Below are 26,051 nucleotides of genomic sequence, written 5' to 3'. Positions count from 1 at the left end.
CGCGCTTTGGCGGGAGCTGTCAAGCCGTTGAACCGCTTAGGTCAGCGGATGAAGATTTCGTGCAGCGCGACCGCGACAAGGATGACTCCAGCGACGGCCTCGACCGTTTTCGGCGCCCTCGCGAGGAGGTTATGCCTGGTGGCAAGCAGCCTCTCGAGGCGCGTGCGGAAGAACACCGTCGCCAGCGCGACGCTGGAGAGCGTCAGCGCCACTCCGGTCATCATCACGATCGCGAACATGATGCCCGCCTCGGGCACGCCGCGCGACATGGCGAAAGTCATGACGAACAGGGTCAGCGGACAGGGGATGAGACCGGCCATGAAGCCGACGGCGACGCTCTCGCCTTCGCCATGGAAGTGCGGCCGGCGGAACAGCGCGCTCCAGAGCATCCAGGCACCGATCGCACCGAGCAGGCCGCGGCTGACGTCCTCCAGAAGCGGAGCCGAACCGGCGCTGCCGAGCATGACCGAGACCAGCGGCAACGAGAACAGCGCGATGAGCACTGCCATGGTGACATGCGTCACCGACAGCGCTATCGACACCGTGAGACCGCGGGTCATCCCTGCCGACGATCCGCTCGAGCCCGGCTTCGCTTGCCGGGAACCAGCGTCTGTGCCGGAAGCGCTCGATGCCGCGGCCGATCAGCCAGTTCACCACCGAGCCGAGCACATTGCCGACGCTCGCTGTGGCGATGAGCATCCATGGCGAGTAGCCGGCGACCAGCAGGCCTGCCAACGCTGCCTCCGACTGCATCGGCAGGATGGTAGCCGCGGCAAGCGCGATGGCGAACAGCCCCGCGTAAATGCTGAGATCGCTCATCGTTCGGCGGGCCAGTCGGAATGATGGCTGTCGATCACGAAGACATGAGTATGTCGATGGACATTGCCGATACGCGTCGCTCCAACGAGGTGGGGATGGTCCTCGGCAAGCTCTTCGTGGACGTGCTCGATCTCGTCGGGATCATGCGCGGGCCAGAGTCGCGTCGCAGCGACGATCGGGGCTGCGGCGATCACGCCGAGCGTGGCGAAAGTCGCCGGCAGACCGACCCTCGCGCCAAGCCATCCGGCAAGCGGATAGGTGATCAGCCAGCAGGCGTGCGACAGCGCGAATTGCGCCGCAAAAAGCGCCGGCCGATCCTCCGGGTGGGACGACCGGCGCAGCAGCCGGCCGGACGGTGTCTGCGTCAGCGAATAGCCGAAGCCAATGGCCACCCACAGCGACAGCAGCAGTGCGAAGCTCGGCACGAACACGCCGATGAACAGGCCGGCGACGAGCAAGGCGGCGCCTGCCAGCATGGCGGTGCGATCCGGCGTCTTGTCGAGAACTCTCGGCAGCAGCAGCGCGGCGATCATCGAGCCACCGCCGAAGGCGGCAAGCGCGATGGCTGTAGCATGTTGGGTAAGCCCAAACTCGGCCTGGACGAGTACCACGGTGTTGACGATAACCATCGATCCGGCCGCCGAGATCGCGAGGCTCAGCGCGAGCAGACCACGCAATCGGGGCGTGGCGAGATACATGCGCAAGCCCCGCGTCGTCCGATCATAGATGCCGCGCCGTTCCGCCGCCTTCGGGCTCGGCAGAGCGACCGAGATGACCAGCGACGCCGAAGCGAGAAAGCCGAACACGGTGCCGGCGAACAGGCTATGGAAGCTGACGACGGTCAAGAGGGCGGCTGCCAGCATCGGACTTGCGACGCTTTCGAGATCATAAGCGAGCCGCGACAGCGAAAGCGCCCGCGTATACTCCTTCTCGTCCGGCAGCACGTCGGGAATGATTGCCTGGAATGTTGGCGTGAAGGCGGCCGACGCCGACTGCAGCACGAAGATCAGCACATAGACCTGCCAGACCTCGCTGACGAACGGCAGCAATAGCGCTACCGCGGCACGGACGAGGTCGAGGCAGACGAGCATCGCGCGGCGGGGAAGCCGTTCGGCGAAGGCGGCGGCCACGGGCGCGACGCCGACATAAGCGATCACCTTAATGGCGAGCGCCATGCCGAGCACCGCCCCCGCCTCGGCCCCGCCAGATCATAGGCGAGAAGCCCGAGTGCGACGGTGGCGAGGCCGGTTCCGACAAGTGCGATCACCTGGGCGAGGAACAGGTGGCGGTAGGTGCGGTTGGCAAGCACTCGTAGCATCACGAAATGGCTCCTGGAAGGCGAAAATCAGGGCTGGCAACCTGCCGGAAAACCGTGGCCATGGATACAGCACAGAGACTTGGAGCGACAAAGACAGGGGCAGGCGATGCACATCATCGCTCAACTTACAAGAAATGCGAACTCAGCCGTGCGCCTCAGATAGCTCTGGTGGAGCGATGGAACTAGGGCCGCTTTCATTCACTCAGAATAGGCGAAGGGCGGCGTCCGATGATGGGCGGCGGATTGAGCTAAGGTCTGCTGTGCGTGCAATCAAGCCTTTCATTGTGTTGGTAGCTAACGACTACACAGGGTCGCACTTTGCCGTCTACAGGGAGACTATCCAACGGCTGTTGTGGCGAAGCCCGCCAAAAATCCCTATCGTGTGAAAGGTGTCATGGTTGCTAGTGTAAACCGCCCGATCGCTTAAGGTAGTACTTCGTCCCCTCCCGCAAACGACCCCTTAGAGATCGTCGTCTGACGCTTATGCGGCGCCGGAGGGCAGCCGATGAGAAAGATAGTCGCGCATCTGGCGAAGCGCATCTTCACGTGTCAGGCCCTCCGACTGCAGACCTAGTCGCAGCCACAGTCCGTCAATCAGCGCGGTAATTCCAAGAGCGACGGTCTCGCATTCATCCTCCGGCAGGAAATGGATCAGCGCCGACATAAGGTTTGATCGCATCCGCGCATGAATGACTTTTTGAATGCGCGCTAGCTGCGGGTCGCGCGGCACCTCGGCGCAGAGCGACAGCCAGGCATGGCAGATCGACGGCTGGAAGAAGCGGTCCTCGAAATTGCCTTCGATGATTGCTTCCAGTCGTTCAAACGGGGTGTTCGCGCGGTTCAGCCGCCTCACAACGGCATCCTTCAATACGGCGTTTGCCTCGCGCATCGCATGCTCGAACAACTGCTGCTTGTTGGCGAAGTAGTGCAGGACGATGCCCTTCGATGCGCCTGCTTGAGCCGCGACCTTCTCCAGTGTTGCCCCCGCCATGCCTTCACGCTGTAGGACCTCGAACGCCGCCCGTCTGAGTTCACGTTTTCGGATATCGCTGATCTTGGTCAGTCTCATTTGCACGCCCTCACTTTCGCCCACATTTGACAAACTTTCCGAAAAGATCAATAATTGACCTATGGGACAATAAAATGACCAACTGGATAAAAGGGGAATACGATGGAGCGATCTTTAAAAGCTGGGACGGCGGCGTTTGCTCTCATCGCCATTGCCGCTCCTGTGTTTGCGGCAGAGCCGGAAAGCCGCAAAATAGTGCGGTTGGCTGAGCCGGGTTGGAATGATCTTGCCTTCACCACCGGGGTCGGTCTGACCTTGCTGAAGGCGCTGGGCTACGAGGCGAAGAGCCAGCTTCTCGGTATCGACGTCATCTACACGAGCCTGAAGAGCAAGGACCTCGACGTGTTTCTCGGCTATTGGCACCCGGCCATGGTCGCTTACTACAAGCCGTACAAGGAGGAGGGCTCGGTCGAGACGGTTCGGACTAATCTCGAGGGTGCCAAATACACCTTCGCCGTTCCGAGCTACGTCTGGGAGGCTGGCGTCAGGGACTTTTCCGACCTGCAGAAGTTCGCCGATAAGTTCGAACGGAAGCTCTACGGCATCGAGCCAGGCTCGAACCAACTGATGCTCGACGCGATCGAGGATCCAGCCCTCGGGCTTGAGGAATGGGAAGTGGTGGAGTCGAGCGAGCAGGGCATGCTCTCGGAAGTGGTTCGTCGGACACGCGACAAGTCGTTCATCGTCTTCCAGGGTTGGGCGCCCCATCCGATGAATACCGTCTTCGACATGAAGTATCTGACTGGCGGTGACAAGTTCTATGGCCCGAATTTCGGTGCGGCAACGGTCTCCACCCAAGTGCGCAAGGGCTACCTGCAGGAGTGCCCCAATGTCGCAAAGCTTTTGAACAACCTCGTTTTCGATGTCGAATACGAGAACCGCGGCATGGCCTACATCATGAACGATGGAATGGAGCCGGAAGAAGCGGCTCTGCAATCGGTAAAGGACGAGCCACAGCGGTTGGAAACCTGGCTGACCGGCGTATCAACTTTCGACGGCCAAGCGGGCCTCGCCGCGGTTAAGGCAGCGCTCGGCCTGTGATGTGCAGCGTCAAGGACGAATGGCATCGTCGCAAGCGGCGCGTCGAATTGCCAGGGGGAAGGCCGATCGCATTCGTCGACAGTAGCGGAAGCGGGCCGCCGCTTCTGCTGCTGCATGGCTATTCTGACACCGGCCGCAGCTTTGCCGCGCTTGAGCCCTTTCTTGCCGGCTACCGTCTGATCATTCCGGATCTCCCCGGACACGGGGAGTCCGCTTTGGGGGATGGGATGCGCGTCAGCGATTTTGCCGCAAGCATTGACCGGTTTCTGGCGTTTCTGGGCATTTCAAAGTTTGCCGTTATCGGCCATTCGATGGGCGCGATGACAGCGATCGAGCTTGCCGCTCGTCGTCGCGATGACGTGACCGCCCTCGTGCTTCTGTCTGCAAGCCTGAGGCCGGATTTTGGCAGCATGAGCCCGCTGTCGCGCGGAATCCGCGCACTTCGCGACCCGATAGACCCCGCGGGGCATTTTCTCCGGGACTGGTATTCCTGCAGCCGGCCTGTCGAGCCCGACTTTCTGTCGAAGATGAAAAGGGACGCGGCGGCAATGCCGGCGGCCGTTTGGCACGGCATCTTGGAGTGCTTTGCCGAAACCGATCTCCGGCGCACCGCGATGCGGGTCACCGCGCCGGTGCTCTGTATCGGTGGTTCGGCTGATCCGCTCTTTGGCAGCCCGCATCGCGAGGCACTTGCACAGGCATTCCCCTCAGTGCGATCCATCACGCTCGAGGGGTATGGACATAACCCGCATTGGGAAGACCCGCAGAGCGTTTCAGCGCTTATGCTGTCGTTTCTTGCGGAAGCAAGAATGGCCTAGCCGCGGCCATCAGAGCTCCGGCACAAAACGCAAAGGGCAACGCTCAGGTGCCATCGTCGGACGTCTGCAGAGCGTACTTTTTTGTCATTCGGCACGTGAAGCCCGATGTCTGCAACGGGTCGATCCTCCCCGTTCCTCAAACCTCGCAAAGGTGATTTGCGGGCGTCGATTTCCCTCACCTCAGTAGAATCTCGTCAAATTTGTAACTCCCACCCTTTCGAGATCCGGCGCTAAGTCACTCTTGCGAATGCAAAAGGGAACTCGAAGGAGAGCGACGATGACCAAAGAGACGATCAGCTTTGTTTACGTGACCTACATCCGAGCGACGCCGGAGAAAGTCTTCGAGGCGATTACGAGGCCAGACATCGCGCGCCGCTACTGGGGGCACGAGAACGTCTCCGACTGGAAGCCCGGTTCGAGATGGGAGCACATCCGCGCCAATGACGAGCGGAGCGTCGAACTGGTCGGCGAAGTGGTCGAGCACACGCCGCCCCGGCGTCTCGTCATCACCTGGGCCAATGCGTCCGATGCCGACAACCCCGCGAAATACAGCCGGGTGACTTGCAGCCTCGTTCCTTTTGACGGCATGGTGCAACTGACCGTCAGCCATGACGAGCTCGAAGCCGGCAGCGGAATGGCAGCGGGCATCAGCAAAGGGTGGCCGGTCGTGCTGTCCAGTCTCAAATCCTTCCTCGAAACGGGTGAGGCGATCGACGTCTTCGCGAAGCCGCGCCACACCGAACATGCAGCCTGACCTTGAACAAGGAGCCGAGCGGCTGTCGTGTACTGTGATCAGACAGGCAAAGGTCGCGGCAGCACCTTGAATTGCTGCATGTTCCTTAAATCGGTTACGATCTAGGGATAACATGCAGCAGACGCCATTCGAGGCAACCGCGTCCATTTCAGCTACAGCAACTGGCTCTGTTGGCCGTCGTCGCCTGTGGCCTCGTGGTAGTTTCCGGGAGCTCCTCGCAGGAGACCGCGGCCGCCGACAAATTCTAGGTGATCGACGGCAAGGCCGATGCCCGGACCTACAACGGATACCGTCGTTATCATGGCGGCTGCAGCCATTGCCACGGCCCGGATGGTGTCGGCTCGACCTTCGCCTCCTCGCTCGTCGATCGGCCGCTCGATATCGAAACGTTCAGGCGTATCGTTCGCGACGGCCAGAGCAGTAGCGGGAGTTCGGTTATGAAAGGCTTTGCCACCGATCCCAATTTCGCTCCTTACATCGACGACATCTACGCCTATCTGCAGGCCCGCGCCGACGGCGCTCTTGGCCGCGGACGACCGAAAAGAATGGAGCCGTAGACCTAGGTGCCTACCATCGAGGTAGTTCCGTCCCGGTCACTTTTTGGGTTCCGAGCTTCATCACGCGCTCCGGCTGAGCGGCGCTGAACACAGGCCAAGTCTCTTGTGTTCCGGACGTGGTGACTGCTACTCCTCTTTTCCCGCGAGCATTTCGAGAGCCGCAAGGTCGCAGAGCAGGAGCCGATGCCCGCGTCGCTCGATGAGCCCCTTCTTGCCTAGAGCGCTCATCTCGCGAGAGACCGCCTCCCTGTGCGTGCTGATTGAGGCCGCCAGTTCGAAATGGGTGGGCGCCGGGTCTATGAAGACCGCGCTGGCGGTTTCATCCGGCTTGTCCGCACGGCGGAGCAATTCGAGGATGAGACGCCTGCGCACGACCAACGTGCTGAACTCGTAAACCCGCTCGGTCATATGCCTTACGCCCGCCGCGAGGTGCTCGAGGAGGGCCCACGAAAACTCCGGGTGATCGGCAATCAGCCTGCGGAAGGCCGGTGCGGGCAATCTTGCCGCGGGCGTTAAGCGAACCGCACGTGAGGTTCTGCTCGTAGGCGCAGACAGCGGCGGCGTCGACACGAACAAGAAAACGGCTTCTCCCGGCCCCATCGCTCTTGCGCGCAGTTTACCGCTTGAGAAGGCAATGGCTGACAGCACGATCCTTGCCTATTCGATGAACAAGGAGGCGTTGACGCGCGATCACGGCTACCCGCTACGCGCGGTCGTGGGTGGCTGGTTCGGCATGGCTTGGGTCAAGTGGATCACGGATATCACGGTTGTGGAGCAACCGTTCCTTGGCTACTGGCAGGCGCGCGACTATTTCCGTTGGGAGCGCAGCCTCGGGGAACCCAGGCTGGTCCCGCTTGCGGAGATGCAGGTCAAAGCGCAGATCGCGCGTCCCGTGCAGGGGGCGCATCTCATCGCCGGCCAACCGTATCGGATTTTCGGAGCCGCCTGGAGCGGAGAGGCTGTTATCCGGCAGGTGCAGGTCTGCACCGGAGATGGCAGGGGCTGGCGCGAGGGAAGGCTCCTCGAAACAGAACGTCCCTTTGCATGGCGCTTGTGGGAGTACATGTGGACCCCTGAAGAAGTAGGGCGATATATACTGCGATGTCGCGCGATCGATGGGGCGGGGTGCGTGCAGCCCGAGCTCCCGCGTTCCGACTGCGAGAGCTACGCGGCCAATTGGATCGTTCCGGTGGAGGTTACGGCCGTTCCCGAGCCACAGACGTACGAGGAGGAATTCGTGATCTAATCACCCGCATGGGGCGGAATGGCGACTTGGCGCAACTGCGACCCGCGTTGTCACTGCGTCATGTCCGCTTTGCGGCGACAGCGACCGGTGGCTCGATGACCATTATGAGGGCGCAAAGCTGACGTCGCTGAGTGCTCCGTAAGTCTCAATCCAGGCCGAAGCTAGAACGCAGTTGCGGAGAACTCGGCGACCCGCGCAGCAGGACGCCAAGCTCCTCACAAACGAGTTCAAATGGACTGGGCGACAGGTTCGCTCACAGCTATCAGACCGTGTGTGTTTCGGATCAAAACGGCGGCCCGCTCTCCGATGACAACGCATGGCGCCATCGTGTTGCCAGTGGTGATCCGGGGCATGATCGAAGAATCCGCGATACGGAGGCCGTCGATACCGTATACCTTGAGTTCATTGTCGACCACCGACATGTTGTCGCGTCCCATCTTGGCTGTGCAGGACTGATGCCAATAGGTGACTGCTGAGCGCCGGATAAAGTCGATCATTCCTGATCTGTCGCGCTGCCCCGGAGCGGTTTCGCCCGTCACCAAAGGTCTAAAGCCATCGCTGTTTCCAAGTTCGCGGCATAATTCCACTGCGGCCAACGCGGCTGCCATGTCTTCCGGCTCACTGAGTGAGTTCGGTTCAATCAGGACGGGGTCGTTTATATCGGGGCCAGAGAGCCTCAATCGGCCGCGGCTTTTCGGCTGTGCGAGACCATTGAACATGGTCCAGCCGTGCTCCGGTGTTTCGAGACCGGCCTCAAGCGGCGACGGGACGGCGAACTCCAACTGGCACTGGAGGACGTCAGGCTGGGACAGACGTGCGTCACTCTTCCAGTAGAGGTTTGCCTCGCAGCCGCTACCGCCCACTGCTTCCGGTTTTCGGTAGGCCCAGGTGCAGCCGAAGGCGAGATGATCCTGATGATTGCGACCAACACCCGGCAGGTGTTGCACGACTGGGATGCCATGCGATTGCAGTTCGTTTTCCGGGCCGATTCCGGACTGCATAAGGACCTTCGGCGTATTGATCGCGCCAAGTGACAGCACCGTTTCGCAATGCGCCATGAACTGGCGTCGCCGACCGTCGATTAGAGCTTCCACACCTCTTACCCGCTTACCATCGAAGATGAGACGCGTAACCAACGCCTCGGTGATCACCATCAAATTTGGACGCGACAGCAGCGGATCAACATAGGATTCAAACACGGTTTCCCGCTTGCCCTCCCGGATACGCAGTTCAGCAATCGATGCACCGCCAGATGCCTCCATCATTTCGCCGTTCGTGGTATTATAGAGAGGTATCCCTATGGCAGATGCCGCGTTCAACAGGGCCTCCGCCACTGGCTGCGGAGAAGTAGGCTGCGCCACATATGCAGGCCCACCTACCCCGCGACGAGTAGGGTCCGGAGCGCCTTGCCAGTTTTCGATCCGGCGATAGTAGCCAAGGATCGACTGATAGCCCCAGGCGTCATCCCCGGCCTCTGCGGCAAAGTGATTCCAATCTTCCTTATGTCCCCTGGCCCATACCATGACGTTGATGCTCGAACCGCCGCCAAGCCCTTTGCCCATGCTGAGAGGAAGTCGTCGGCCATCCAGACCAGGTGTCGGTTGTCCAACGAAGCCCCAGTCCCGGCTGGAGCCAAGATTCAACGGCCATTGCGCAGGGTTCGAGACTGTCTCGGATTTATGATCTCCACCTGCTTCGAGCAGGAGAACGCTCGCGTTTCCATTCTCTGCCAGGCGCGCTGCAACAACCGAGCCGCTGGACCCAGCGCCGCAGACGATGAAGTCGAAGACATCGCCGACCGTGTTGTGCGCGAAAGACGTATTTGCAGGTACATTTTCATCATGGGTATACAGTTTCACGTGAGTTCCTCCGTGAATTAATTCTGGTAATTTGCTGAAGTCGTGGTCGCGAAAGACGAGGAAATGCTCATGGATCTTGGAAGGATCCGACGCCCTACCGGCATCTCGCTCGGGCCTGCGGTCTGTTTAACAGATTTGTTTCAGCGTCATCGGGAGGGTCTCGACCTTCCCGATGACGCGAAGTCGATCATTGCTTTTTCGCCGACACGGTCTTGGCGGCCTGATCAATGGTATCGGCGATGGCCGCAGGCTGCGTCATGAACAAGGCGTGGCTTGCCGACACCTTGGTGATCTTCGCCTTGATGCGCTCAGCCATGTGGATCAGCATGGCCTGATCAAAAGCTTTGTCCTCGGTGGCAATAACAGCCCAGCTAGGCTTGGTGCGCCATGCCGCATTCTCGAGCTTCGTGGCGAACGCCGACATGTTGATTGGCACCTGCGCGTCCCTCATGAACGCAACATCGGCATCGCTGACGTCATGAGCGAACCCAGCCTTGAACTTTGCCGGGCTGACATATCCAAAACCATCCTTTGTGGTCTCGATGACGAACTCCGCTGCCGGAGCAAATCCTTCGTATTGCTGAGCCGTCGTTTCGCCGGCATCGGGTGAGAGAGCGGAGACATAGACGAGACCGGCAACCTTCGGATCGATGCCAGTCTCCGTGATAACAGTACCGCCCCAGGAATGTCCGACGAGAATGACCGGACCATCCTGCCGCTCGAGCGCACGTCTGGTGGCGGCAACGTCGTCTTCGAGCGAGGTCAGAGGGTTCTGGACGATTGTGACGCGATAGCCGCGCTTCGTAAGATTGTCGTAAACGCCCTTCCAGCCAGAGCCATCAGCAAATGCGCCATGGACGAGCACAACGTTTTTGACGGCCTGGCTTTCAGGGATGGTGTCGGCGGCGTTTGCGGGCATTGCGGCGGATATGGCGGCGGCTGCGATTGCGGCAACGGTGGTTGTGGTCGTGCGTGTCATGGCTTTTTCCTTTCGTGCGTAGCGATAACTGTTATCGCGATAACTTCAAACTGGCAGGCCTTGAACTGCTCGTCAACATAATTCTTATCGCGATATTGGTTTTCGCGGTAACCTTGATTATATTGGTGCGCAAAGGAGCTCAGAATGACCAAACCCCATAATGATCCACCGCCATTGCACGATCAGTTGTGCTACGCGATTTACACTGCTGGCATCGCCATTCAGCGCGCCTACAAGCCCCTCCTCGACGAATTGGGCCTGACTTACCCGCAGTATCTCGTGCTCAACGTTTTGTGGAGCGAAGATGAGCAAACGGTCGGCGCCATTGCCAACACCCTTGCACTGGAATCCAGCACGCTTACACCACTCTTGAAGCGCCTTGAGACATCCGGCTTGTTGCGCAGGACCCGAAACCTCAGCAACGAGCGGCAAGTGGTGATCGCGTTGACCGAAGAAGGTCGGGCATTGCAGCACAAGGCAGGCTGCCTCAGCGACACGTTGCTTGCAGCTTCGACCCAGACGCCCCCGGAGTTGGCCGCTTTGAACCGCGACGTGCGCTATCTCCGCAACGCGATCTACTCCCAGATTGGCGGGTGGGACACACCCGCCTGATCTGCAGGGGGCGCCTACGCCGTGGGCACCGTACCTCCGTCGATCGTGTATTCGGTACCCGTGATCGAAGACGCGCGGTCGGACGCGAGGAATGCGATCAGATCTGCGACCTCTTCAGGATTCGCCGGCCGACCAAGCGGAATGCCACCCAGTGCATCCATGATGATCTTCTTGCCGCCTTCCAGATCAGTACCGGCTTGCTTCGCCAAGCGCTCGGCCAAACGCACTGAGGCCTCCGTTGCGATCCACCCAGGCGACACCCGCACGACCCGGATACTTTTGGGCGAAACTTCCTTCGATATCGACTTGCTGTAAGTCGAAAGCGCTGCTTTTGCCGCTGCATACGCGGTCGTCGATTCCGGAAGCGGCATGACCCTCTGGATGGATGTCACGTGCACGACCACCCCGCATCCTCGGGCAACCATGTCCGGGACAAGGAGCCGGTCAAGTCGAACAGCCGGAAACAGATTGAGTGACAGCTCCTTGTCCCAGTCGTCTTCGGATAGCGCCGCAAAGCCACCTCCGGCTGCTGAAGAGCCTCCAAGCATATGGACAATGATATCGACGTCACCCAGGCGCTGACGCGCGGCGTCAGCAACAATCGCACATCCTTCTTCGGTGGTCAGGTCAGCTTCTACGAACAACTCTTCCGGGAGGCTTTCCGGACGCGCCCGCGCCGTCGTCAGCACCTGTGCACCGAGTTCGCGAAACAGGTTGACCGTCGCAGCGCCGGCGCCTTTCGTTCCAGCGGTGATGAGAGCGCGTTTACCTCTAAGATTGAGAAAATCGTTCATCACTTGATCTCCAGTCTGGCGATTTTGTCGTTTTTGGTGGTGAAGGCGAAGGTGAGCGTCACCGGACTGCCGGGGAACTGACCGCTTACATTCGCGCGGACGAGCGCTTTGTCGCCGTCGCGTGTGGCTTCGACAGGGGCAGCGACGTAGTTGGTCGCTGTTTTCACAGCCGCCCACCATTGGCGAATTGCGGCAATGCCTCGGTGGCGAGCGCCTTCGTCTTCGACAACTGCGTCATCCAAAAAGGTCTCTGAAAACGCTTCCACATCATTGCGGCGGTCGGCGTCAAAGTACGCGGTAACTGTTGGGGGCATATCCATTGTGTTTCTCCACATGATCTGACCAGAAACTTACCCCTCGACCATTGCGCAGATAAGTGGGATAAATCGGCATGCGATAGTGAACAAGTCGGGACAATGGAACAACCCAATCTCAAAGAGCTGGAAGCGATCATCGCGATTGCACGGCGCGGCACATTCCGCGCAGCGGCCATCGATCTCGGCATGTCCACGACAGCGCTGAGCCACACAGTAGGCAGACTTGAAGCGGGACTCGGCGTCCGATTGTTCAACCGAACCACGCGCAGCGTCTCGCTGACGGATGCCGGCAGGCTCTTTATGCAACAGGTCGCGCCTTCCCTTCAGGATCTCCGTACCGCTCTGGAGACCGTGCGCTCGCATCGCGAAACACCTTCCGGAACGATACGTATCAACGCAGCACCCTTTGCCGCGCGCGCCATCATCTCACCGCTCGTACTTGAGTTCCTGCGCCGCTATCCAGACATGCACGTTGATATCGTCACCGAGGGAAAATTGGTGGATGTCGTCGGCGACGGATTTGATCTAGGCGTCAGGGTTGCGGGCCTTGTACCCACCGACATGATTGCCGTTTCGCTCGGCCGGCCACAGCGACATGCGGTGGTCGGCTCTCCCGAGTATTTCGAGAAGTATGGGAAGCCACTGGCTCCCCCCGACCTTTTCAATCACAAATGCATCCGCGTTCGTCTTCCCGATGGATCACTGTTTCGGTGGCGCTTCGAAAAGGACGGGGAACAGGTGCAAATTGATGTGCGCGGCCCGATAACGTTGGATGAAGCGAGCCTTACGAGAACCGCCGTTCTCGATAGCGCCGGCGTAGGATACATTTTCGAACAAGATATTCTCCCGGACATCGACGCGGGGCGCGTTATCCGTATTCTGGAAGACTGGACACCGCCCTATCCGGGGCTTTGCCTCTACTATCCTGGGCGGCGCAATCTATCGGCTGGGGTCAGGGCTTTCTTGGAACTAGCTCGTGAACTCTCGCGACGGGCGACCGGGTGACCCGTCGATGGAGCGCCACACTGCGCCAACTGCGTCGCCTTGAAGGTATTAGTACTCCCGACCCAGCGACTAACGCACAAGGATTGCTAACTGTGATAGCGCCTTACGCAGGCTCTCGGCATTCAATGGCAGGTGTTCGGCGACAGTCATTTCGACGACATCTGACACCTCAGCGACTTTCGCGAGAAGACTGACGACGGTATTAAGTGTGAGCCTGCCCGTCGACGATACTCTCAACTGCTCAGATAGGCCTTCGGGGTTGCTGTCTTCGCACGGCGCACGCGCCTCCTATTGCGCGTTCCGGACGATCATTACGAAAGCAGACTGACTGCTTCCCAGAACCGGAGGGGGTGGCGTGAACGACAGGAGTGACGGCGCAAACCTGCCGTTCACGCGCAACGAATTAACAGTCCGCTTCGGGTCGAGAGTTCACCTTCACCAGCGTCGTGGGTGGGTGGGACGCGGTCATTCACTCTGTCTCGACCGAGCGACTGCTTTGCGCCACAGATGCTGTCATTGGGATCGCCGCCCGAACCGTACGCCTCCAGCTCCGTCGTTGCCGCCGCGCCGCAAATATCAACGAGCGAGCGGAACCATTGGTGAGCGAACCATCTTAAGGTCCTGTCGCACGTCAAGCCGCTGGCGGCGAAAACGACCTTCTTGACAGATGGTCAGGATATCGTCTCGGGCATAACGGCGATTGCCGCCTACGGGCATTCTCCGGACCATACGATCCTCAGCATCGAGTCCGACGGGAAGCGAGCGATAGCAATGGCTGACTCGGCGGTCCACTATGCACTGAACCTGCAAAAACCCGATTGGGAGATGAGGTTCGACATTGGGCTACCACATGCCGCATTCGTCCGTCGGCTTCCTTGAACGGAGAGAGAGTGGCTACAACTACATTCCGGCAAGCTATCAGTTCGACACCTGACGCGGAACGCCTCAGACGGTCTCCGCTTACCGCGCAGCCGATGTTCTCGTTCCGGGGAACTAATCCAAGCGTAATATTGACGTGTGAAGGGTAGGGCACTACGTAGATCGTCCTCGACACGCCGCTATCTCCCGAGAAAGTGCTAGATGCATCATCCAGATGGCACCGTTTAGGTCGGGGGAGACCAAAAGAGCGATACGTCTGCAGTGCGACCGCTCTCGTGGCCCTTCCTTACATCAGGATCTGGAGCGCATCAGTCTGCGTATTCGGGTTCGGATGCCTGAAGCTGCCGGCGGACGCTGGCCAGATGGAGTCGGGCGCTTTCCGGATCGCCCTCACGCATTTCCAGATACGCTTTCTGCGCAATCTCGTGAGGGATTCGCACAAGGCTGCGGCCACTTCCCATCGCCTTGAGCTGTACCTCGGCGGCGCGCTCCAGATAGTAGAGATCGTCAAACGCTTCAGCGATCGTCGGGCCGAGGACCATCACGCCATGATTGCGCATGAAGACGATATCCGCGTCTCCGATCGCTTCGGCAATGCGGAGCCCCTCCTCGTAGCCCAGTGCGAGGCCGTTGTAGCTCTCATCGACTGCGGTGCGCCCGTAGAACTTCAGCGAGGTCTGGCCCGCCCAGACGAAGGGGTCGCCCTCGATCATCGAGAGCGCAGTCGCATTCGGCATGTGAGTGTGGAACGCTGCAGTCGCACGCGGCATGACCTTGTGGATTTGCGCGTGAATGTAGAAGGCAGTGGCTTCTGGCTTGCCGTCTCCAGAGACGACGTTGCCGTTGAAGTCGCAGATGAGAAGCTGGGATGCACGGATTTCCGCGAACGCCCATCCGTATGGATTGACCAGAAACAGGTCGGAGTGGCCCGGAACAACCGCTGAAAAGTGATTGCAGATGCCTTCCTGCAGATCGAGTTTGGCGGCCATGCGAAAGCATGCGGCGAGATCCCGGCGTGCTTCGATGATTTCCGGCGTGTCAAGGGATGCATTCTTCAATACCGCCGGAGCGGCGGCGTCGGTCTTCAACTCGTGTGCCATAACTTCTCCTTTCGAAATTTCTCGGAGATGCTATTATATGGTCGACATAATGTCGACCATTGTGTAACGCTTTGCGAGGTTTTTTCGCTTTGTTTGATGCAGAGCCGATGAAATGCTAACGAGTGTGGTCGAGTGTGATGAGAGGGGAGTAGGGTATGGCTGATTTGGCGCCGGCGTCTGATAAGGCTGAGAAGGTCACTGGGAGTGCGCGCGTGTACGCGCAGCTTCGAGACGAGATCCTGCGGCTTGAACTTGCACCGGGATCGCCAATCGACGAAAACAGCCTGAGTGAGCGCTTCGACCTCTCGCGCTCTCCGGTTCGTGAAGCGCTTGTCCGTCTCTCCAGCGAGGGGTTTGTGAACATCCTTCCGAACAGAAGCACGATCGTGGCGCCGATCGATTTCAGGGACGTCCCGAAGTACCTGGATGCCCTTGATCTGCTGCAGCGTGCGACGACGAGGCTCGCGGCGCAGTTCCGCACCAACGCGGAACTGCGGACGATAGAGAAGCTGCAGAGCGAGTTCGAGAAGGGCTTCAACAAGAGCCTGAAGACCCGGGATCCAATCTACAACATCGACGCCAACTTCAACTTTCATATGGCGATCGCGGAAGCGGGCAAGAACGCCTACTTCCAGATGTTCTACAAACGCCTGCTGGACGAGGGCAGGCGCATGCTCCACTTCCATTTCGAGTTTCAGGCACTGTCCGAGCACATGTCCTTCGAGGAAGTCGCAGTTCATCACGTCCAGATGATCGAGGCGATCCGGGCGAAGGATCTCGAATATGCGGACGCGGTCGCTCACGAGCATGCGATGCAGTTCAAGGGGCGGTTCCTCGAGTATTACGATCAGAGCGTCACAGCCAAGATGAAATTCGCGCCGACAGCCTCGACCATCAGGCAAACCGCTGTGGGCGGAACGGCCCCAGATCCACGTCGGGCCGTTCGTCGGCGATGATCTGCGCGACCACGTGTCCGGTTGTCGCCCCCAGGGTCATGCCGACCTGTCCGTGACCGAACGCCAGGATGACGTTCCCAAAGGACGGAGCCTTGCCGAGAATCGGCATCGTGTCCGGGATGAATGGACGTGCTCCCATCCAGCGGGTGCTGCCAGTGATGTCAAGAGTGGGAAGGATCGTCTTCGCCCGTTCCGCAAGTACATCGGCTCTGCGAAAGTTCGGCTTGGGATCCGCTCCGGCGATTTCGATGGTTCCGCCGATACGAAGTCCTGTCGCCATCGGAGTCAGGACGAATCCGCCGGACGCATAGTAGATTGCTCGCTCGAGATGGACTTGCGGATGCGGCGCATGGACGTGGTATCCGCTGAGATGGGCGAGGGGGATCCGCAGTCCCAACTGCCGGGTGAGCGACCCGCTCCACGCACCCGCAGCGAGGACGATCCGCTTGGTGTCGATCCGGTCTCCGCTCCGTAGCTTCACGCTGCGGACGAGTCCTCGCTCGCTCTCGAAGGAAAGAGCCTCGCCGGAGACGATTTTGCCGCCCCTTCGCACGACTTCCTCTGCCAAGGCCTGGGTGAGCGCAAGAGGATCGGTGAAATGATACCAGTCCTTCATGATCACGCCGCAGGTGACGGGACCTTCGATCGCGGGCTCGAGTTCCCTGACCTGGGAGCCAGATATAAACGTGTGATCAAAGCCCAGTTCGCTCCGCAGATCCCAGGAGAAGCGATCGCGCTCATACTCCGACCGATCTTTGAAAAGCATCAGACTTTCGACCTGTGAGAGGAGATCAGACCGCCCAATCCTTTCAAGCAGCACGCCGTAATCTGAGTTGACCCTCTTCATCATCGGGGCGAGCGAGGAGGCGATGTGACGAACCGTATCGGCACTTCCCGCCTTGAGAAATCTCAGCAGCCATGGGAGGTCGCGGGCAAGGGCGCCCGGACGCACGAACAGGGGGCCTTCCGGGTCCAGCAGCCACCCCGGTATCTTCTTCACAACACCGGGCCGCGACACAGGCACAACTTCACCGGGTGCTAGGAGGCCGCAGTTTCCATATGACGCACCCCGGCCGATTTCACCGCGCTCAATGATCTCGACCGTGTATCCCCGATCCTGCAAAGCCATGGCGGAGCACAAGCCAATGATGCCGCCACCTACTATCGTAACGTCCGCCATTGCCGCCTCTGATCAATGTCCCTGTTCGTCCAGGAGGATGCCGCCCGTGGCCCAGCTCGCGGAGGATGTCTCGGCGAAGATGACCTGGATGGTTTCGGGCCTATTGCCTGTAACCCTAGCCATTTCAGCGGTTAGAGCCTTCGCAAGCTCGCGCTTCTGCTCCCTGGTTCGTCCGGAAAGCATCTCCACTTTCAAAATAGGCATGGTCGTTCCCTGCTCAACGATTTTCTGTTCGAACCTTCTTTACGGCTTGCCGTCGGTCCTGACTTTTGTTTATCATATGTCGACATTATGTCGAGCGCAAATTTGAAATATAAGAGAGACACGGCGTTGCAAATCACAGGCAAGACCAAGATCTTCTACATGATCGCACATCCGATCGACCACGTCCGTTCGCCGGAGGTATTCAACCCCTGGTTCGCGGCAAACGGCGTCGACGCGATCATGATCCCGGTTCACTATCGTCCAGACGATTTCGAGGCAGTGTGGGACAGCCTTCGTCGCACCGCGAACCTTGGCGGCTTCATGGTGAGCGTGCCCCACAAGGAAAAAGCCTACCAGCTCTGCGATAAGCATGACGAGACTGCGGAGCTCGTCACCGCGGTCAACGCAGTCAAGCGCGATGAGCAGGGGCGTCTGACAGGAGCGAACTTCGACGGACCCGGCTTCATGGCGGGCGTCCTCTCGGGCCCTCACGAGGTGGTGGGCAAGTCGGTCCTTCTGGTCGGAGCAGGCGGAGCAGGGGCCTCGATCGGCTTTCAGCTTGCGAAGTCGGGCGCTGAGCGGATAACGATCAGCGACCTCGACACCGCCCGCGCTACAGATCTTTCGGAGAGGATTCTCGCGCGCTTTCCGAAAGCGAATGTGAAGCTGGGAGGAATCAATCCGCGGGGGCACGACATTGTCGTCAACGCGACGCCTTGCGGCCTGCATCCGGAAACAGATCCGATCCCGGTCGACCTCGACAACATCTCCTCCGAAATGATCATCGCGGACATCATCATGAAACCTCGCGTCACTCCGCTGCTCGCCGCAGCAAAGGAAATCGGATGCGATGTCCGTTACGGCGGCGGAATGCTCGACATGCAAAGGGATCTGACGCTGGATTTCTTTGGTCTGAAGGTATGAAACCGAAAATGCCAGGATGTCAGGCGGCGTCCCGGCACCTTGTTCAGGGTTGGGCGGCATAGGCCTGATAGGCGGAGCCGACAAGGAAACCGCAATCCACGGGAACAACGACGCCCGTTATGGCGGATGCCTTGTCACTTGAGAGGAAGTTGATTGCCTCCGCGACTTCGTCCATCGACACAAGTCTTCTCAGCGCGGCTGCCTCGACCATCTTTGCCGGGTTTCGCGCCCCTTCGTCGATACGCTGCTGCATGGCCGGGGTGAGCGTGTAGCCAGGGGCGACGGCGTTGACCCTGACGTTCGATGGGCCGAACTCCGCGGCAAGGCTCTCGGTCAGTATCTTGAGGGCGGCCTTGGACATCCCGTATGCAAGCTGAGGCGAGGGCGTGAGCGAGGTCAGCGAGCACAGATTGATGATCGATCCGGCTCCTGCAGCGCACATTCGGCTTCCGAACGCACGGCACGCAAGGACAGCTCCCTTCAGGTTGACGTCCATTATTCGGTCGTATTCGGCCAGGTCCATGTCATTGAGCCGAACGGCGTTCTGCAGTATCCCGGCAGAATTGACCAGCACATCGACGGGCCCCTCGGCGAAGAGCGATGCCGCCAGCTCCAGCAGGCCGTTCTCGTCGCCTACATCGAGATGATGAAACACAGCCTCCCCTCCGGCGGCGTTCATCTCATCAGCAACCCTTGCTCCGCGCTCGTCGTTCACGTCGACCAACGTGACGCGGGCGCCGTTTTTCGAGAGCAGACGGGCTGTGGCCTCGCCAATGCCACTGGCGCCGCCTGTCACGACAGCATGCTTCATAGTGCTTCTCCTTATTTTTCGACCTTGCCAATGAAAGGCGCGCAACGCTCGACCCCAATCCGAACCGTCTCGTCCGGATCGCGCTTCCACCAGTCGAGATCGGAGAAGATCTCGAGCTCGAACGGGCCTGTGTATCCGATCCCGTCGAGTAATCGCTTGTAACGGGCGATATCGATGATGCCGTCGCCGACCATGCCGCGGTCGAACCAGGAGCGTGTTGGAACAAGCCAGTCGCAGTAATGGAAGGTTAGAATTCGGTCAGGCCCAGCGCGTCTCAGCTCGTTCTCGAACTCGGGGTCCCACCAGCAATGATAGACATCGGCAACAATGCCCAGGATGTCTCCGAACTCGTCGATCAGGTCGTTGGTCTGGCGCATGCTGTTGATGACATGGCGGTCACCAGCGTACATCGGGTGAATCGGTTCGATGCCGATCTTGATGCCCACATCGCGGGCAGTGACGATGAGTTCGCCCAGCGCGTCATGCATCCTCGAGCGGAAACCGTGAATATCCTTCGTGCCCTCTGGCGGTCCGCCGGTCACGAATACGACGTTTGGCGCGCCGATTTCCGCTGCATCGCGCAGCACTTGTCTGTTTTCTTCGAGAGCGGCCTTGAACCCGGCATCATCGGTCTGGTTCATCCACGCGGTTGCGCAGAAGGTCGGAATCCACATGCCAGCGTCGCGGAGATGACGGGCAGTCTGCTTCACGCCGTAGTCGTACATCTTGTCTCGCCAGACCGCGATGCCGGAGACCCCATGCCGACGATATCCTTCGATCGCCTCGGGCATGTTCCATGATTTGGAGGTGATCTGATTGATCGCGAAACGTGACAGGTCCTGTTCCAAAGCATTCTCCTTTGAGATCGATCTGCATCGGATGGAAAAGGAGAGCGTCTTGTTTCCGCAGACTCGTGTCGGAATTCTGGGGCCAAAGCCATATGGCGGCCCAGGGCCAGCCGCGTGCAACGCGATCCAAGAAGATCCCCCGCACACCTTGAGCATCTCTCCGTTCGGATGAGACCCGAGATGCTCGGGTCTCATGGTGTCACGGCTTTATGCTGCGCGCGAATTGCGGGCTGCTTCGGTAGCGGCGTGGTCGATCTCGAGGCCATCGCCGATGAAAACGACAGCGTGCTTCTCTTCGGCATAGCGGCGCGAGATCTTGCCGTTGCCAAGATCCTTGGAGATCAATTCCAGGCTGCGCTTCAGCGGATCGCCGTAGCCACCGCCGCCCGACTGCTCGTGTCGGTAGACGAGACCCTTCTCGACCTGGCGGGTGACCTTCGAAGGAAGCAGGACTTCGTCCGCGGTGCCGGGATCGAGAAGGTTGCGTGTCAATGCTGCAGCTTCTCCACCGAAGAGGCCGTATGGAGCGTGGACATATCTGTCGGCACGGATCTGCAGGATCGCCTCGTCGGCCAGGAAGCGATACTGGCGAGCGAGGCCAAGTCCGCCACGGAATTCGCCCGCACCGCAGGAGTCGTCCCGCAGGCAGTATTCGTCGATGCGCAGAGGATAGCGGGCTTCGAGGCTCTCGACAGGCAGGTTCGACAGGTTCTGTGCCGGATTGGTGACGCCCTCGACACCGTCCTTGTTGAAGCGGCCGCCCCATGCTCCGTTGATCATGTCAACGAGAATGAACGGCTCGCCGGACTTTTTGTCGTATCCGCCGAACGTGATCACGGTGTTGCCGCCTTCGCTGGCAGCGATGACCTTGTTCGGAGCAACCTGCGCCAAAGCCCCCATGACGGTATCCATGACACGATATCCTGTGAGGGCGCGGGCCGCGACGGGAGCCGGGGAGATGGGGTTGAGGATGGTCCCGAGCGGAGCCTTCACTGTAATCGCTCGATAGACGCCGGCATTGTTGGGAACGTCCTGGTCAAGGGCGCATCGGATCGTAAGGTAGGTGGCCGACTTCGTGAACGAGAACGTGGGGTTGATTGCGCCGCGGACCTGAGGGGAAGTTCCCTCGAAATCGACAGTGAGGTGATCACCCGCGACGGTCATCTTGCACTTGATCGGGATCGGTGCAGTGCTGAAGCCATCGCCGTCCACGTAGTCGGTGAACTCGTAGTCGCCATCAGGCCAGGAAGCGATCGCCTTGCGGGTCATCTGCTCGCCGTAGTCCATCAGCTCGTCGAAGTAGTCGTTCAGGACTTCCGAACCGTAGCGTTCGAAGAGCTTCAGGTACTCGCGCTCGCCGATGTTGCAGGTGGCAAGCTGCGATTCCAGGTCGCCGATGACAAGATCGGGAAGACGCACGTTCTCCCTGATGATGTCGAAGATCCAGTTGTTCGGCTCGCCATTGTCGTAGAGTTTGACGGGCGGGATCCGGAGGCCTTCCTGGAAGATTTCCGTGGAGTCGGCTGCGTTGGAGCCCGGGACTCGCCCACCAACATCGCAGTGATGGAAGATGACGACGGAGAAGCCTTCGAGCTTGTCGTTGAAGAACAGCGGCTTGAACATGAATATGTCCGGGAGATGCATGCCGCCCTGGTAGGGATCGTTCAGGATGAATACGTCGCCGGGGCGGGCAGTGGCCGAGAAGCGACTGGTGATCACTTCCATGGCGTCCGGCACCGCTCCCAGATGGAGGGCAACGGTCTTGGCCTGGGTCAGGATCCTGCCCTCACGGTCGCACAGCGTCGCCGAGTAGTCGAGAATGTCGCGGACGATCGGCGAGCGGGCCGTGCGCATGACCGCGTAGGCCATGTCGTCCACGATGGTGTCGAGCGCGCTCTTGATGACCGCGAAGCTGATTGGATCGATATTTCTCTTGCTCATGGAGGTCACCTTCGGTCAGAGCGAAACAGTGATGTTCTGGGCGGCGTCGAGCGACGCTTTGGCGCCGGGCGGTACGACGATCGTCGAGTCCGGGCTCTGCAGGATGGCGGGGCCTTCGACTTCGCCACGGAACGAGGCACGGTCGATGATCGGCGTCTCCACCCAGCCAATTTCACGGCTGAAGTAGACCTTCCGGTGCTCGGTAGTTCCTTTCTTCACCTCGAACTGGCTCGACGTGAGGCGCTTGAAATCGAGGATGTCGCCAACGACGGTCGCCGAAAGCCGAATGTTGACCGTCTCTACCTGGTCGGTCGACGCGTAGCCGTAGAGGGCGATGTAAGCGTCGAGGAAATCCTGCCGGATCTTCGGCTGGTCGGCATCGCTCAGCTTGGCCGGGATCTGGATAGGCACTTCCGAATCCTGCCCACGGAACCGCAGGTCGAGCTCGAACGACAGGGATATATTCTCCCGGTCATATCCTTCCTTCTTTAGCGCTTCGTAGGCCTGTTCAGCCAGGTCGTCGATCGCCGAATTCGCTGCACCGGTGTCGAGTGCATGCAGAAAGCCCGGAAGAGCTCTGATGAAATGGCGCTCGACGTTGCCGGCAAGCATCCCCATCGCGGTGAATACGCCCGGTGCACGAGGGAAGAGAACATTCTTGATGCCGAGCATGCGCGCCAGGTCGCATGCGTGAACGGGCCCGGAGCCGCCGAAGGCGAGCAACGTGAAGTCACGCGGGTCGACGCCACGTTCGACAGTCACCGCACGGATGGCCCGAGCCATGTTCGCGTTGGCGACTTCGCGAACGCCAACTGCCGCAGCTTCGACGTCAAGTCCGAGCGGATCTGCCAACTGGCTTGCGATGGCGCGACGGGCGGCCTCGACATCCAGCTTCATCTGGCCGCCGGCCAGAACCGAAGGAAGATATCCAAGGACTACGTTAGCGTCGGTGACCGTCGGCTTCGTTCCGCCGATGCCGTAGCAAGCCGGACCCGGATCTGCGCCAGCGGAGGTCGGACCAACGTGAAGCAGGCCGCCCTGATCGATTGCGGCGATGGAACCCGCGCCGCTGCCAACCTCTGCGACGTCGACGTTCGGGACGCGCATCAGGTAGCCGCCTGCCTTGATGAAGCGGCTAGGCGTCGAAATCCCTGCGCGGAATTCATACTCGTTCGATCGCGTGAGCTTGCCGTTCTGAACCAGCGACGCCGACGCAGTCGTACCACCCATGTCGAATGCGATAAGGTCGGACATCCCGACCGAACTGCCCAGCCGCCCAGCGCCGACAACGCCCGCAGCGCGTCCGGACGTGATGAAGAAAACGGGTTTCTCCTGCGCCATCGGAGCAGTCGCAAGGCCGCCGTTCGAGTTGCTTACCAGGAGCGGAGCGTTGATCCCGATACCCCGAAGGCCTGACTCGAGGCGTTGGAGATACTTCCGCAGCGAGGGAAGTACATAGGCGTTGACCGCCGTGGTGGAGGTGCGCTCGTATTCGCGGATTTCCGGAAGAACCGAAACCGACGTGGTAACCCAGATGTCCGGGAAGGCTTCGCGGAATATCGCCTCGGCTGCCAGCTCGTTCTCGGAGTTGCGATAGGAATTCAGGAAGCAGATGGCGACCGATTCCACACATTCGGATTTGAAGAATTCCCCGGCCTTCAGGATCTCGTCGCGATCGACGGGAGAGAGCACTTCACCCTGGGCGCTCATTCGCTCGCCGACGCCCACGCGATAGCGGCGCGCCACCAGCGGATCGGGCTTGTCCCACTGGAGATCGAAAATCACTGGCGTGCGAAGACGACCGATCTCGAGGATGTCGCGGAAGCCGCGCGTGGTCAGGAGGCCGCATTTAGCGCCCTGCTGCTGAAGAAGTGTATTTGAACCTACGGTTGTGCCGTGAAGAACGTGCGTGACGGCAACGACATCCAGATCGGCAATCTCAAGCAGTTGCTTCACTCCCGTCAGCACGGCTTCGCCGGGATCGGAAGGCGTGGACGAGACTTTGGCGAAAAAAGTCTGACCCAGGTTATCCAGCAGGACGAGGTCGGTGAACGTTCCGCCAATGTCCGTCCCAATTCGGGCAGTACGCATCGCAAATTCCCTCTGATTTTTCCCTTTGTTGTAGTCGATCAAATGTCGACAATAAAAAAGAGATAATCGCGGAAGGTTCTTACGTCAAGGGAGATTCGCGCGAGGTTTGTGATTTTGAAAAGCCGAGACACAATTGTAAAAAGCCATTTGACATTGTCGACATTAAAGCGACAATATATGCATCGTAACTAACCGGAGCATCAGTTTCCGGAGACCTCAGAGGAGAGCCTTGATGAAAATTCTCAACGTGATAGCTAGTGCAGCGATCGGCGGCTTGATGGTGTTTGGAGTGGGCAGCGCTCACGCCCAAGAGCCTGGATTCTGGCAGAAAATCCAAAGCCGCGGATCCTTAAGGTGTGGAGCAGCCGTTGCTCCTCCACACGTAATGCGCGATCCTGCGTCCGGTCAATTTAGTGGCGTCTTCATCGATCTATGCAAGGAAATCGCCGATGTGGTTGGCGTTAAGGCAGAGGTGATCGATACTAGCTGGGACAATATCGTCGCTGGTCTGCAGGCGGATCGCTGGGATTTGTCCCTTGCCTTGAACCGTACGTCGAAGCGCGCCCTTGCGATCGCGTTCACGGACAGCGCATGGGACTACCAGGTATCCATCGTCCATAACAAGGCGAACCCGAAGATTGATGCGAGCTGGAAGAGCCTTGCCGACTTCGACAAGGCGGGGGTCACGATCGCGATCATGTCCGGCACCGCGCAGGAGCAGATCCTGTCGACGCAGATCAAGAACGCAACGCTGCTCCGGCTCCCCGACAGCGACGCCACCCGCCTGGCGCTCATGTCTCGTCGCGCGGATGTGCTCGTCGACGACGCGGACAGCAATCTTCTCTTCACGACCAAGAACGGCGAGGACTGGGTGACGGTTCTTCCAGAGCCTGCGATCGCTAAGCAGGGCGTTGGCATAGGTCTGCCGCGCAATGTGACCGGAGCGGATCTTGCCGTGATCAATATCCTATTCGCGGAGAAGATCGCGAAGGGCGAAATGAAGGCAAGCGTCGACAAGTACGTAAAGCAGTTGCTGGATCAGGAGTAGGGTCTATTCAAATCACGGTTGCTTCCGCAGTCTACGCTTGCGGAAGCAACACTTGGAATGGACTCGCGGCGACTTCGGCAGCCGCCACTGCGATGGATACCGAAATGAATAATCGGCAGAGTTTTATCGAAGTCCGTGACCTCCATAAGAGCTACGGGCAGGGGCAGGTGCAGGTCATCAAGGGCCTTTCACTATCGATGGATAACAAGGACAGGGTTGTCGTCATCGGCCCGAGTGGAGGTGGAAAGAGCACGTTGCTCCGCTGCGTGATGGGTCTCGAGCAGATCGACTCCGGCAGTATCAGCCTTGAAGGAAAGCCTTATGTCAAGCGCGAAGCTTTCGAGAAGCGAACCGCGATCGACACGTCCATCCGCTCCTCGATCGGAATGGTCTTTCAGACCTATACGCTGTTTCCGCATCTATCGGTGCTGCAGAACCTCACGCTCGCTCCGGTAAAGAGCCGCGGCGTCTCGAAATCGGTGGCAACCGAGCGCGCCCGCGCACTGCTCCACCGTTTCGGGCTGTCCGCAAAGGCGAACGAATATCCTAACCGTCTTTCGGGCGGCCAGAAGCAGCGAGTGGCCATTGCCCGAGCACTGATGCTTGATCCCAAGCTCATGCTCTTCGACGAAGTCACGTCGGCGCTCGACCCGGAGCTCGTCTCCGAAGTCGAGCAGATGATCATCGAGCTGGCAGAGAATGGTCTGCCGATGATGATCGTGACCCATGACATGTGGTTTGCAAGAAGGGTGGCAACCAGGGTCATCTTCTGCGCGGACGGCGTGATCCAGGAGGATGCCACGCCCCAGGAATTCTTCCAGAACCCGAAGAACCAAAGAACGCGAGACTTCACCGAAAACGTGCTTCACGCAAGGTAGTGC

The 26,051-nt window shown here is 59.6% G+C and carries 24 protein-coding genes and 3 pseudogenes; 11 read left to right on the top strand and 16 right to left on the bottom strand.

Annotation, left to right across the window (positions count from 1 at the left end):
- Positions 1-41: 41 nt before the first annotated feature.
- The 4 genes and pseudogenes from NXT3_RS20345 to betI all read right to left on the bottom strand — a co-directional run.
- A pseudogene (locus tag NXT3_RS20345) lies at positions 42-578 on the bottom strand (sulfite exporter TauE/SafE family protein); the annotation flags it as partial.
- A pseudogene (locus tag NXT3_RS32545) lies at positions 574-819 on the bottom strand (DedA family protein); the annotation flags it as partial. The pseudogenes NXT3_RS20345 and NXT3_RS32545, both read right to left, overlap by 5 nt.
- Positions 816-2,137, bottom strand: a pseudogene (locus tag NXT3_RS20335) (MFS transporter). The pseudogenes NXT3_RS32545 and NXT3_RS20335, both read right to left, overlap by 4 nt.
- 481 nt (positions 2,138-2,618) lie before the next feature.
- Entirely contained in the window at positions 2,619-3,206 is a 588-nt protein-coding gene (betI, locus tag NXT3_RS20330; RefSeq protein WP_104840187.1) for a choline-binding transcriptional repressor BetI, read from the bottom strand.
- Between the two features lie 102 nt (positions 3,207-3,308).
- Here betI and choX point away from each other — a divergent pair, with 102 nt between their 5' ends.
- The 4 genes from choX to NXT3_RS20310 all read left to right on the top strand — a co-directional run bounded on the left by choX (position 3,309) and on the right by NXT3_RS20310 (position 6,376).
- Positions 3,309-4,247 carry a choline ABC transporter substrate-binding protein gene (gene choX / locus NXT3_RS20325; RefSeq protein WP_104840186.1) on the top strand — a complete coding sequence of 313 codons (939 nt, stop codon included), beginning with the start codon at positions 3,309-3,311 and terminating at the stop codon, positions 4,245-4,247.
- Positions 4,247-5,065, top strand: coding sequence for an alpha/beta fold hydrolase (locus NXT3_RS20320; protein ID WP_104840185.1), 819 nt, complete (start codon positions 4,247-4,249; stop codon positions 5,063-5,065). Before choX ends, NXT3_RS20320 begins: the two co-directional genes overlap by 1 nt.
- A 277-nt stretch (positions 5,066-5,342) precedes the next feature.
- The gene (locus NXT3_RS20315) at positions 5,343-5,819 is read left to right on the top strand and encodes an SRPBCC family protein (protein ID WP_104840184.1); all 477 of its coding nucleotides are present in this window, start codon (positions 5,343-5,345) and stop codon (positions 5,817-5,819) included.
- A gap of 248 nt (positions 5,820-6,067) precedes the next feature.
- A complete protein-coding gene (locus NXT3_RS20310) occupies positions 6,068-6,376 on the top strand; it encodes a c-type cytochrome (protein WP_234828126.1) in 309 nt (102 codons plus the stop codon).
- A 126-nt stretch (positions 6,377-6,502) separates the two neighbouring features.
- Here the strand turns inward: NXT3_RS20310 and NXT3_RS20305 are convergent, their stop codons facing one another.
- Positions 6,503-6,784: a helix-turn-helix domain-containing protein gene (locus tag NXT3_RS20305; protein ID WP_234828125.1), complete on the bottom strand. Its 282-nt coding sequence runs from the start codon at positions 6,782-6,784 to the stop codon at positions 6,503-6,505.
- Between the two features lie 61 nt (positions 6,785-6,845).
- On the opposite strand from NXT3_RS20305, the gene NXT3_RS20300 reads away from it, so the two are divergent.
- Positions 6,846-7,622, top strand: a complete 777-nt coding sequence (locus NXT3_RS20300) for a molybdopterin-dependent oxidoreductase (RefSeq protein ID WP_337442176.1) — start codon at positions 6,846-6,848, stop codon at positions 7,620-7,622.
- Positions 7,623-7,849: 227 nt separating this feature from the next.
- Here NXT3_RS20300 and NXT3_RS20295 read toward each other — a convergent pair whose 3' ends face one another.
- Together NXT3_RS20295 and NXT3_RS20290 are read right to left on the bottom strand one after the other, a co-directional pair.
- Positions 7,850-9,481 carry a GMC family oxidoreductase gene (locus NXT3_RS20295; protein WP_104840183.1) on the bottom strand — a complete coding sequence of 544 codons (1,632 nt, stop codon included), beginning with the start codon at positions 9,479-9,481 and terminating at the stop codon, positions 7,850-7,852.
- 187 nt (positions 9,482-9,668) lie between these two features.
- Complete coding sequence (locus tag NXT3_RS20290) at positions 9,669-10,460, bottom strand: alpha/beta fold hydrolase (RefSeq protein ID WP_104840182.1); 792 nt, start codon at positions 10,458-10,460, stop codon at positions 9,669-9,671.
- 144 nt (positions 10,461-10,604) lie between these two features.
- Between NXT3_RS20290 and NXT3_RS20285 the strand changes: the two genes are divergently transcribed.
- On the top strand, positions 10,605-11,072 hold the full coding sequence (locus NXT3_RS20285; RefSeq protein WP_037385614.1) for a MarR family winged helix-turn-helix transcriptional regulator: 468 nt from the start codon (positions 10,605-10,607) through the stop codon (positions 11,070-11,072).
- Positions 11,073-11,086: 14 nt separating this feature from the next.
- Here NXT3_RS20285 and NXT3_RS20280 read toward each other — a convergent pair whose 3' ends face one another.
- Together NXT3_RS20280 and NXT3_RS20275 are read right to left on the bottom strand one after the other, a co-directional pair.
- A complete protein-coding gene (locus tag NXT3_RS20280) occupies positions 11,087-11,866 on the bottom strand; it encodes an SDR family oxidoreductase (protein ID WP_104840181.1) in 780 nt (259 codons plus the stop codon).
- Complete coding sequence (locus NXT3_RS20275) at positions 11,866-12,186, bottom strand: nuclear transport factor 2 family protein (RefSeq protein WP_104840180.1); 321 nt, start codon at positions 12,184-12,186, stop codon at positions 11,866-11,868. Before NXT3_RS20275 ends, NXT3_RS20280 begins: the two co-directional genes overlap by 1 nt.
- Positions 12,187-12,282: 96 nt before the next feature.
- Here NXT3_RS20275 and NXT3_RS20270 point away from each other — a divergent pair, with 96 nt between their 5' ends.
- The gene (locus tag NXT3_RS20270) at positions 12,283-13,188 is read left to right on the top strand and encodes a LysR family transcriptional regulator (protein WP_104840179.1); all 906 of its coding nucleotides are present in this window, start codon (positions 12,283-12,285) and stop codon (positions 13,186-13,188) included.
- 1,187 nt (positions 13,189-14,375) lie between these two features.
- Here the strand turns inward: NXT3_RS20270 and NXT3_RS20260 are convergent.
- Complete coding sequence (locus NXT3_RS20260) at positions 14,376-15,167, bottom strand: aldolase (protein WP_104840177.1); 792 nt, start codon at positions 15,165-15,167, stop codon at positions 14,376-14,378.
- A gap of 155 nt (positions 15,168-15,322) precedes the next feature.
- On the opposite strand from NXT3_RS20260, the gene NXT3_RS20255 reads away from it, so the two are divergent.
- Positions 15,323-16,123, top strand: a complete 801-nt coding sequence (locus tag NXT3_RS20255; protein WP_234828157.1) for a GntR family transcriptional regulator — start codon at positions 15,323-15,325, stop codon at positions 16,121-16,123.
- On the opposite strand, the gene NXT3_RS20250 is transcribed toward NXT3_RS20255, so the two are convergent.
- Both NXT3_RS20250 and NXT3_RS20245 read right to left on the bottom strand, forming a co-directional pair.
- Entirely contained in the window at positions 16,062-17,303 is a 1,242-nt protein-coding gene (locus tag NXT3_RS20250; RefSeq protein WP_104840176.1) for an NAD(P)/FAD-dependent oxidoreductase, read from the bottom strand. The two genes, NXT3_RS20255 and NXT3_RS20250, sit on opposite strands and share 62 nt — an antisense overlap.
- A gap of 12 nt (positions 17,304-17,315) precedes the next feature.
- On the bottom strand, positions 17,316-17,528 hold the full coding sequence (locus NXT3_RS20245) for a tautomerase family protein (protein ID WP_337442175.1): 213 nt from the start codon (positions 17,526-17,528) through the stop codon (positions 17,316-17,318).
- A gap of 105 nt (positions 17,529-17,633) precedes the next feature.
- Between NXT3_RS20245 and NXT3_RS20240 the strand changes: the two genes are divergently transcribed.
- Positions 17,634-18,431, top strand: a complete 798-nt coding sequence (locus NXT3_RS20240; protein ID WP_104840174.1) for a shikimate dehydrogenase family protein — start codon at positions 17,634-17,636, stop codon at positions 18,429-18,431.
- A gap of 43 nt (positions 18,432-18,474) precedes the next feature.
- On the opposite strand, the gene NXT3_RS20235 is transcribed toward NXT3_RS20240, so the two are convergent.
- From NXT3_RS20235 to NXT3_RS20220, 4 genes are all read right to left on the bottom strand, one after another.
- Positions 18,475-19,242, bottom strand: a complete 768-nt coding sequence (locus NXT3_RS20235) for an SDR family NAD(P)-dependent oxidoreductase (RefSeq protein ID WP_104840173.1) — start codon at positions 19,240-19,242, stop codon at positions 18,475-18,477.
- Positions 19,243-19,253: 11 nt separating this feature from the next.
- Positions 19,254-20,090, bottom strand: coding sequence for a sugar phosphate isomerase/epimerase family protein (locus tag NXT3_RS20230; RefSeq protein WP_104840172.1), 837 nt, complete (start codon positions 20,088-20,090; stop codon positions 19,254-19,256).
- A gap of 207 nt (positions 20,091-20,297) precedes the next feature.
- On the bottom strand, positions 20,298-22,031 hold the full coding sequence (locus NXT3_RS20225; RefSeq protein WP_104840171.1) for a hydantoinase B/oxoprolinase family protein: 1,734 nt from the start codon (positions 22,029-22,031) through the stop codon (positions 20,298-20,300).
- 15 nt (positions 22,032-22,046) lie between these two features.
- Entirely contained in the window at positions 22,047-24,122 is a 2,076-nt protein-coding gene (locus NXT3_RS20220; protein ID WP_104840170.1) for a hydantoinase/oxoprolinase family protein, read from the bottom strand.
- A gap of 232 nt (positions 24,123-24,354) precedes the next feature.
- On the opposite strand from NXT3_RS20220, the gene NXT3_RS20215 reads away from it, so the two are divergent.
- Together NXT3_RS20215 and NXT3_RS20210 are read left to right on the top strand one after the other, a co-directional pair.
- Entirely contained in the window at positions 24,355-25,170 is an 816-nt protein-coding gene (locus NXT3_RS20215) for a substrate-binding periplasmic protein (RefSeq protein ID WP_104840169.1), read from the top strand.
- Positions 25,171-25,274: 104 nt separating this feature from the next.
- Positions 25,275-26,048, top strand: coding sequence for an amino acid ABC transporter ATP-binding protein (locus NXT3_RS20210; RefSeq protein ID WP_085025836.1), 774 nt, complete (start codon positions 25,275-25,277; stop codon positions 26,046-26,048).
- Positions 26,049-26,051 lie beyond the last annotated feature (3 nt).

Origin of the sequence: Sinorhizobium fredii, assembly GCF_002944405.1 — a bacterium.
GTDB classification, from domain to species: domain Bacteria; phylum Pseudomonadota; class Alphaproteobacteria; order Rhizobiales; family Rhizobiaceae; genus Sinorhizobium; species Sinorhizobium fredii_C.
The sequence above is the reverse complement of the archived record's forward strand: the minus strand, read 5'-3'. Positions and strand labels throughout refer to the sequence as shown.

Bases quoted from the DNA above. Each gene is read 5' to 3' on its own strand.
- NXT3_RS20290 (WP_104840182.1), bottom strand. From the start codon at position 10,460: ATGACACGCACGACCACAACCACCGTTGCCGCAATCGCAGCCGCCGCC.
- NXT3_RS20250 (WP_104840176.1), bottom strand. From the start codon at position 17,303: ATGGCGGACGTTACGATAGTAGGTGGCGGCATCATTGGCTTGTGCTCC.
- NXT3_RS20315 (WP_104840184.1), top strand. From the start codon at position 5,343: ATGACCAAAGAGACGATCAGCTTTGTTTACGTGACCTACATCCGAGCG.
- betI (WP_104840187.1), bottom strand. From the start codon at position 3,206: ATGAGACTGACCAAGATCAGCGATATCCGAAAACGTGAACTCAGACGG.
- NXT3_RS20210 (WP_085025836.1), top strand. From the start codon at position 25,275: ATGAATAATCGGCAGAGTTTTATCGAAGTCCGTGACCTCCATAAGAGC.
- NXT3_RS20280 (WP_104840181.1), bottom strand. From the start codon at position 11,866: ATGAACGATTTTCTCAATCTTAGAGGTAAACGCGCTCTCATCACCGCT.
- NXT3_RS20225 (WP_104840171.1), bottom strand. From the start codon at position 22,031: ATGAGCAAGAGAAATATCGATCCAATCAGCTTCGCGGTCATCAAGAGC.
- NXT3_RS20260 (WP_104840177.1), bottom strand. From the start codon at position 15,167: ATGGCACACGAGTTGAAGACCGACGCCGCCGCTCCGGCGGTATTGAAG.
- NXT3_RS20305 (WP_234828125.1), bottom strand. From the start codon at position 6,784: ATGACCGAGCGGGTTTACGAGTTCAGCACGTTGGTCGTGCGCAGGCGT.
- NXT3_RS20320 (WP_104840185.1), top strand. From the start codon at position 4,247: ATGTGCAGCGTCAAGGACGAATGGCATCGTCGCAAGCGGCGCGTCGAA.
- NXT3_RS20275 (WP_104840180.1), bottom strand. From the start codon at position 12,186: ATGGATATGCCCCCAACAGTTACCGCGTACTTTGACGCCGACCGCCGC.
- NXT3_RS20215 (WP_104840169.1), top strand. From the start codon at position 24,355: ATGAAAATTCTCAACGTGATAGCTAGTGCAGCGATCGGCGGCTTGATG.
- choX (WP_104840186.1), top strand. From the start codon at position 3,309: ATGGAGCGATCTTTAAAAGCTGGGACGGCGGCGTTTGCTCTCATCGCC.
- NXT3_RS20255 (WP_234828157.1), top strand. From the start codon at position 15,323: ATGGCTGATTTGGCGCCGGCGTCTGATAAGGCTGAGAAGGTCACTGGG.
- NXT3_RS20235 (WP_104840173.1), bottom strand. From the start codon at position 19,242: ATGAAGCATGCTGTCGTGACAGGCGGCGCCAGTGGCATTGGCGAGGCC.
- NXT3_RS20220 (WP_104840170.1), bottom strand. From the start codon at position 24,122: ATGCGTACTGCCCGAATTGGGACGGACATTGGCGGAACGTTCACCGAC.
- NXT3_RS20270 (WP_104840179.1), top strand. From the start codon at position 12,283: ATGGAACAACCCAATCTCAAAGAGCTGGAAGCGATCATCGCGATTGCA.
- NXT3_RS20285 (WP_037385614.1), top strand. From the start codon at position 10,605: ATGACCAAACCCCATAATGATCCACCGCCATTGCACGATCAGTTGTGC.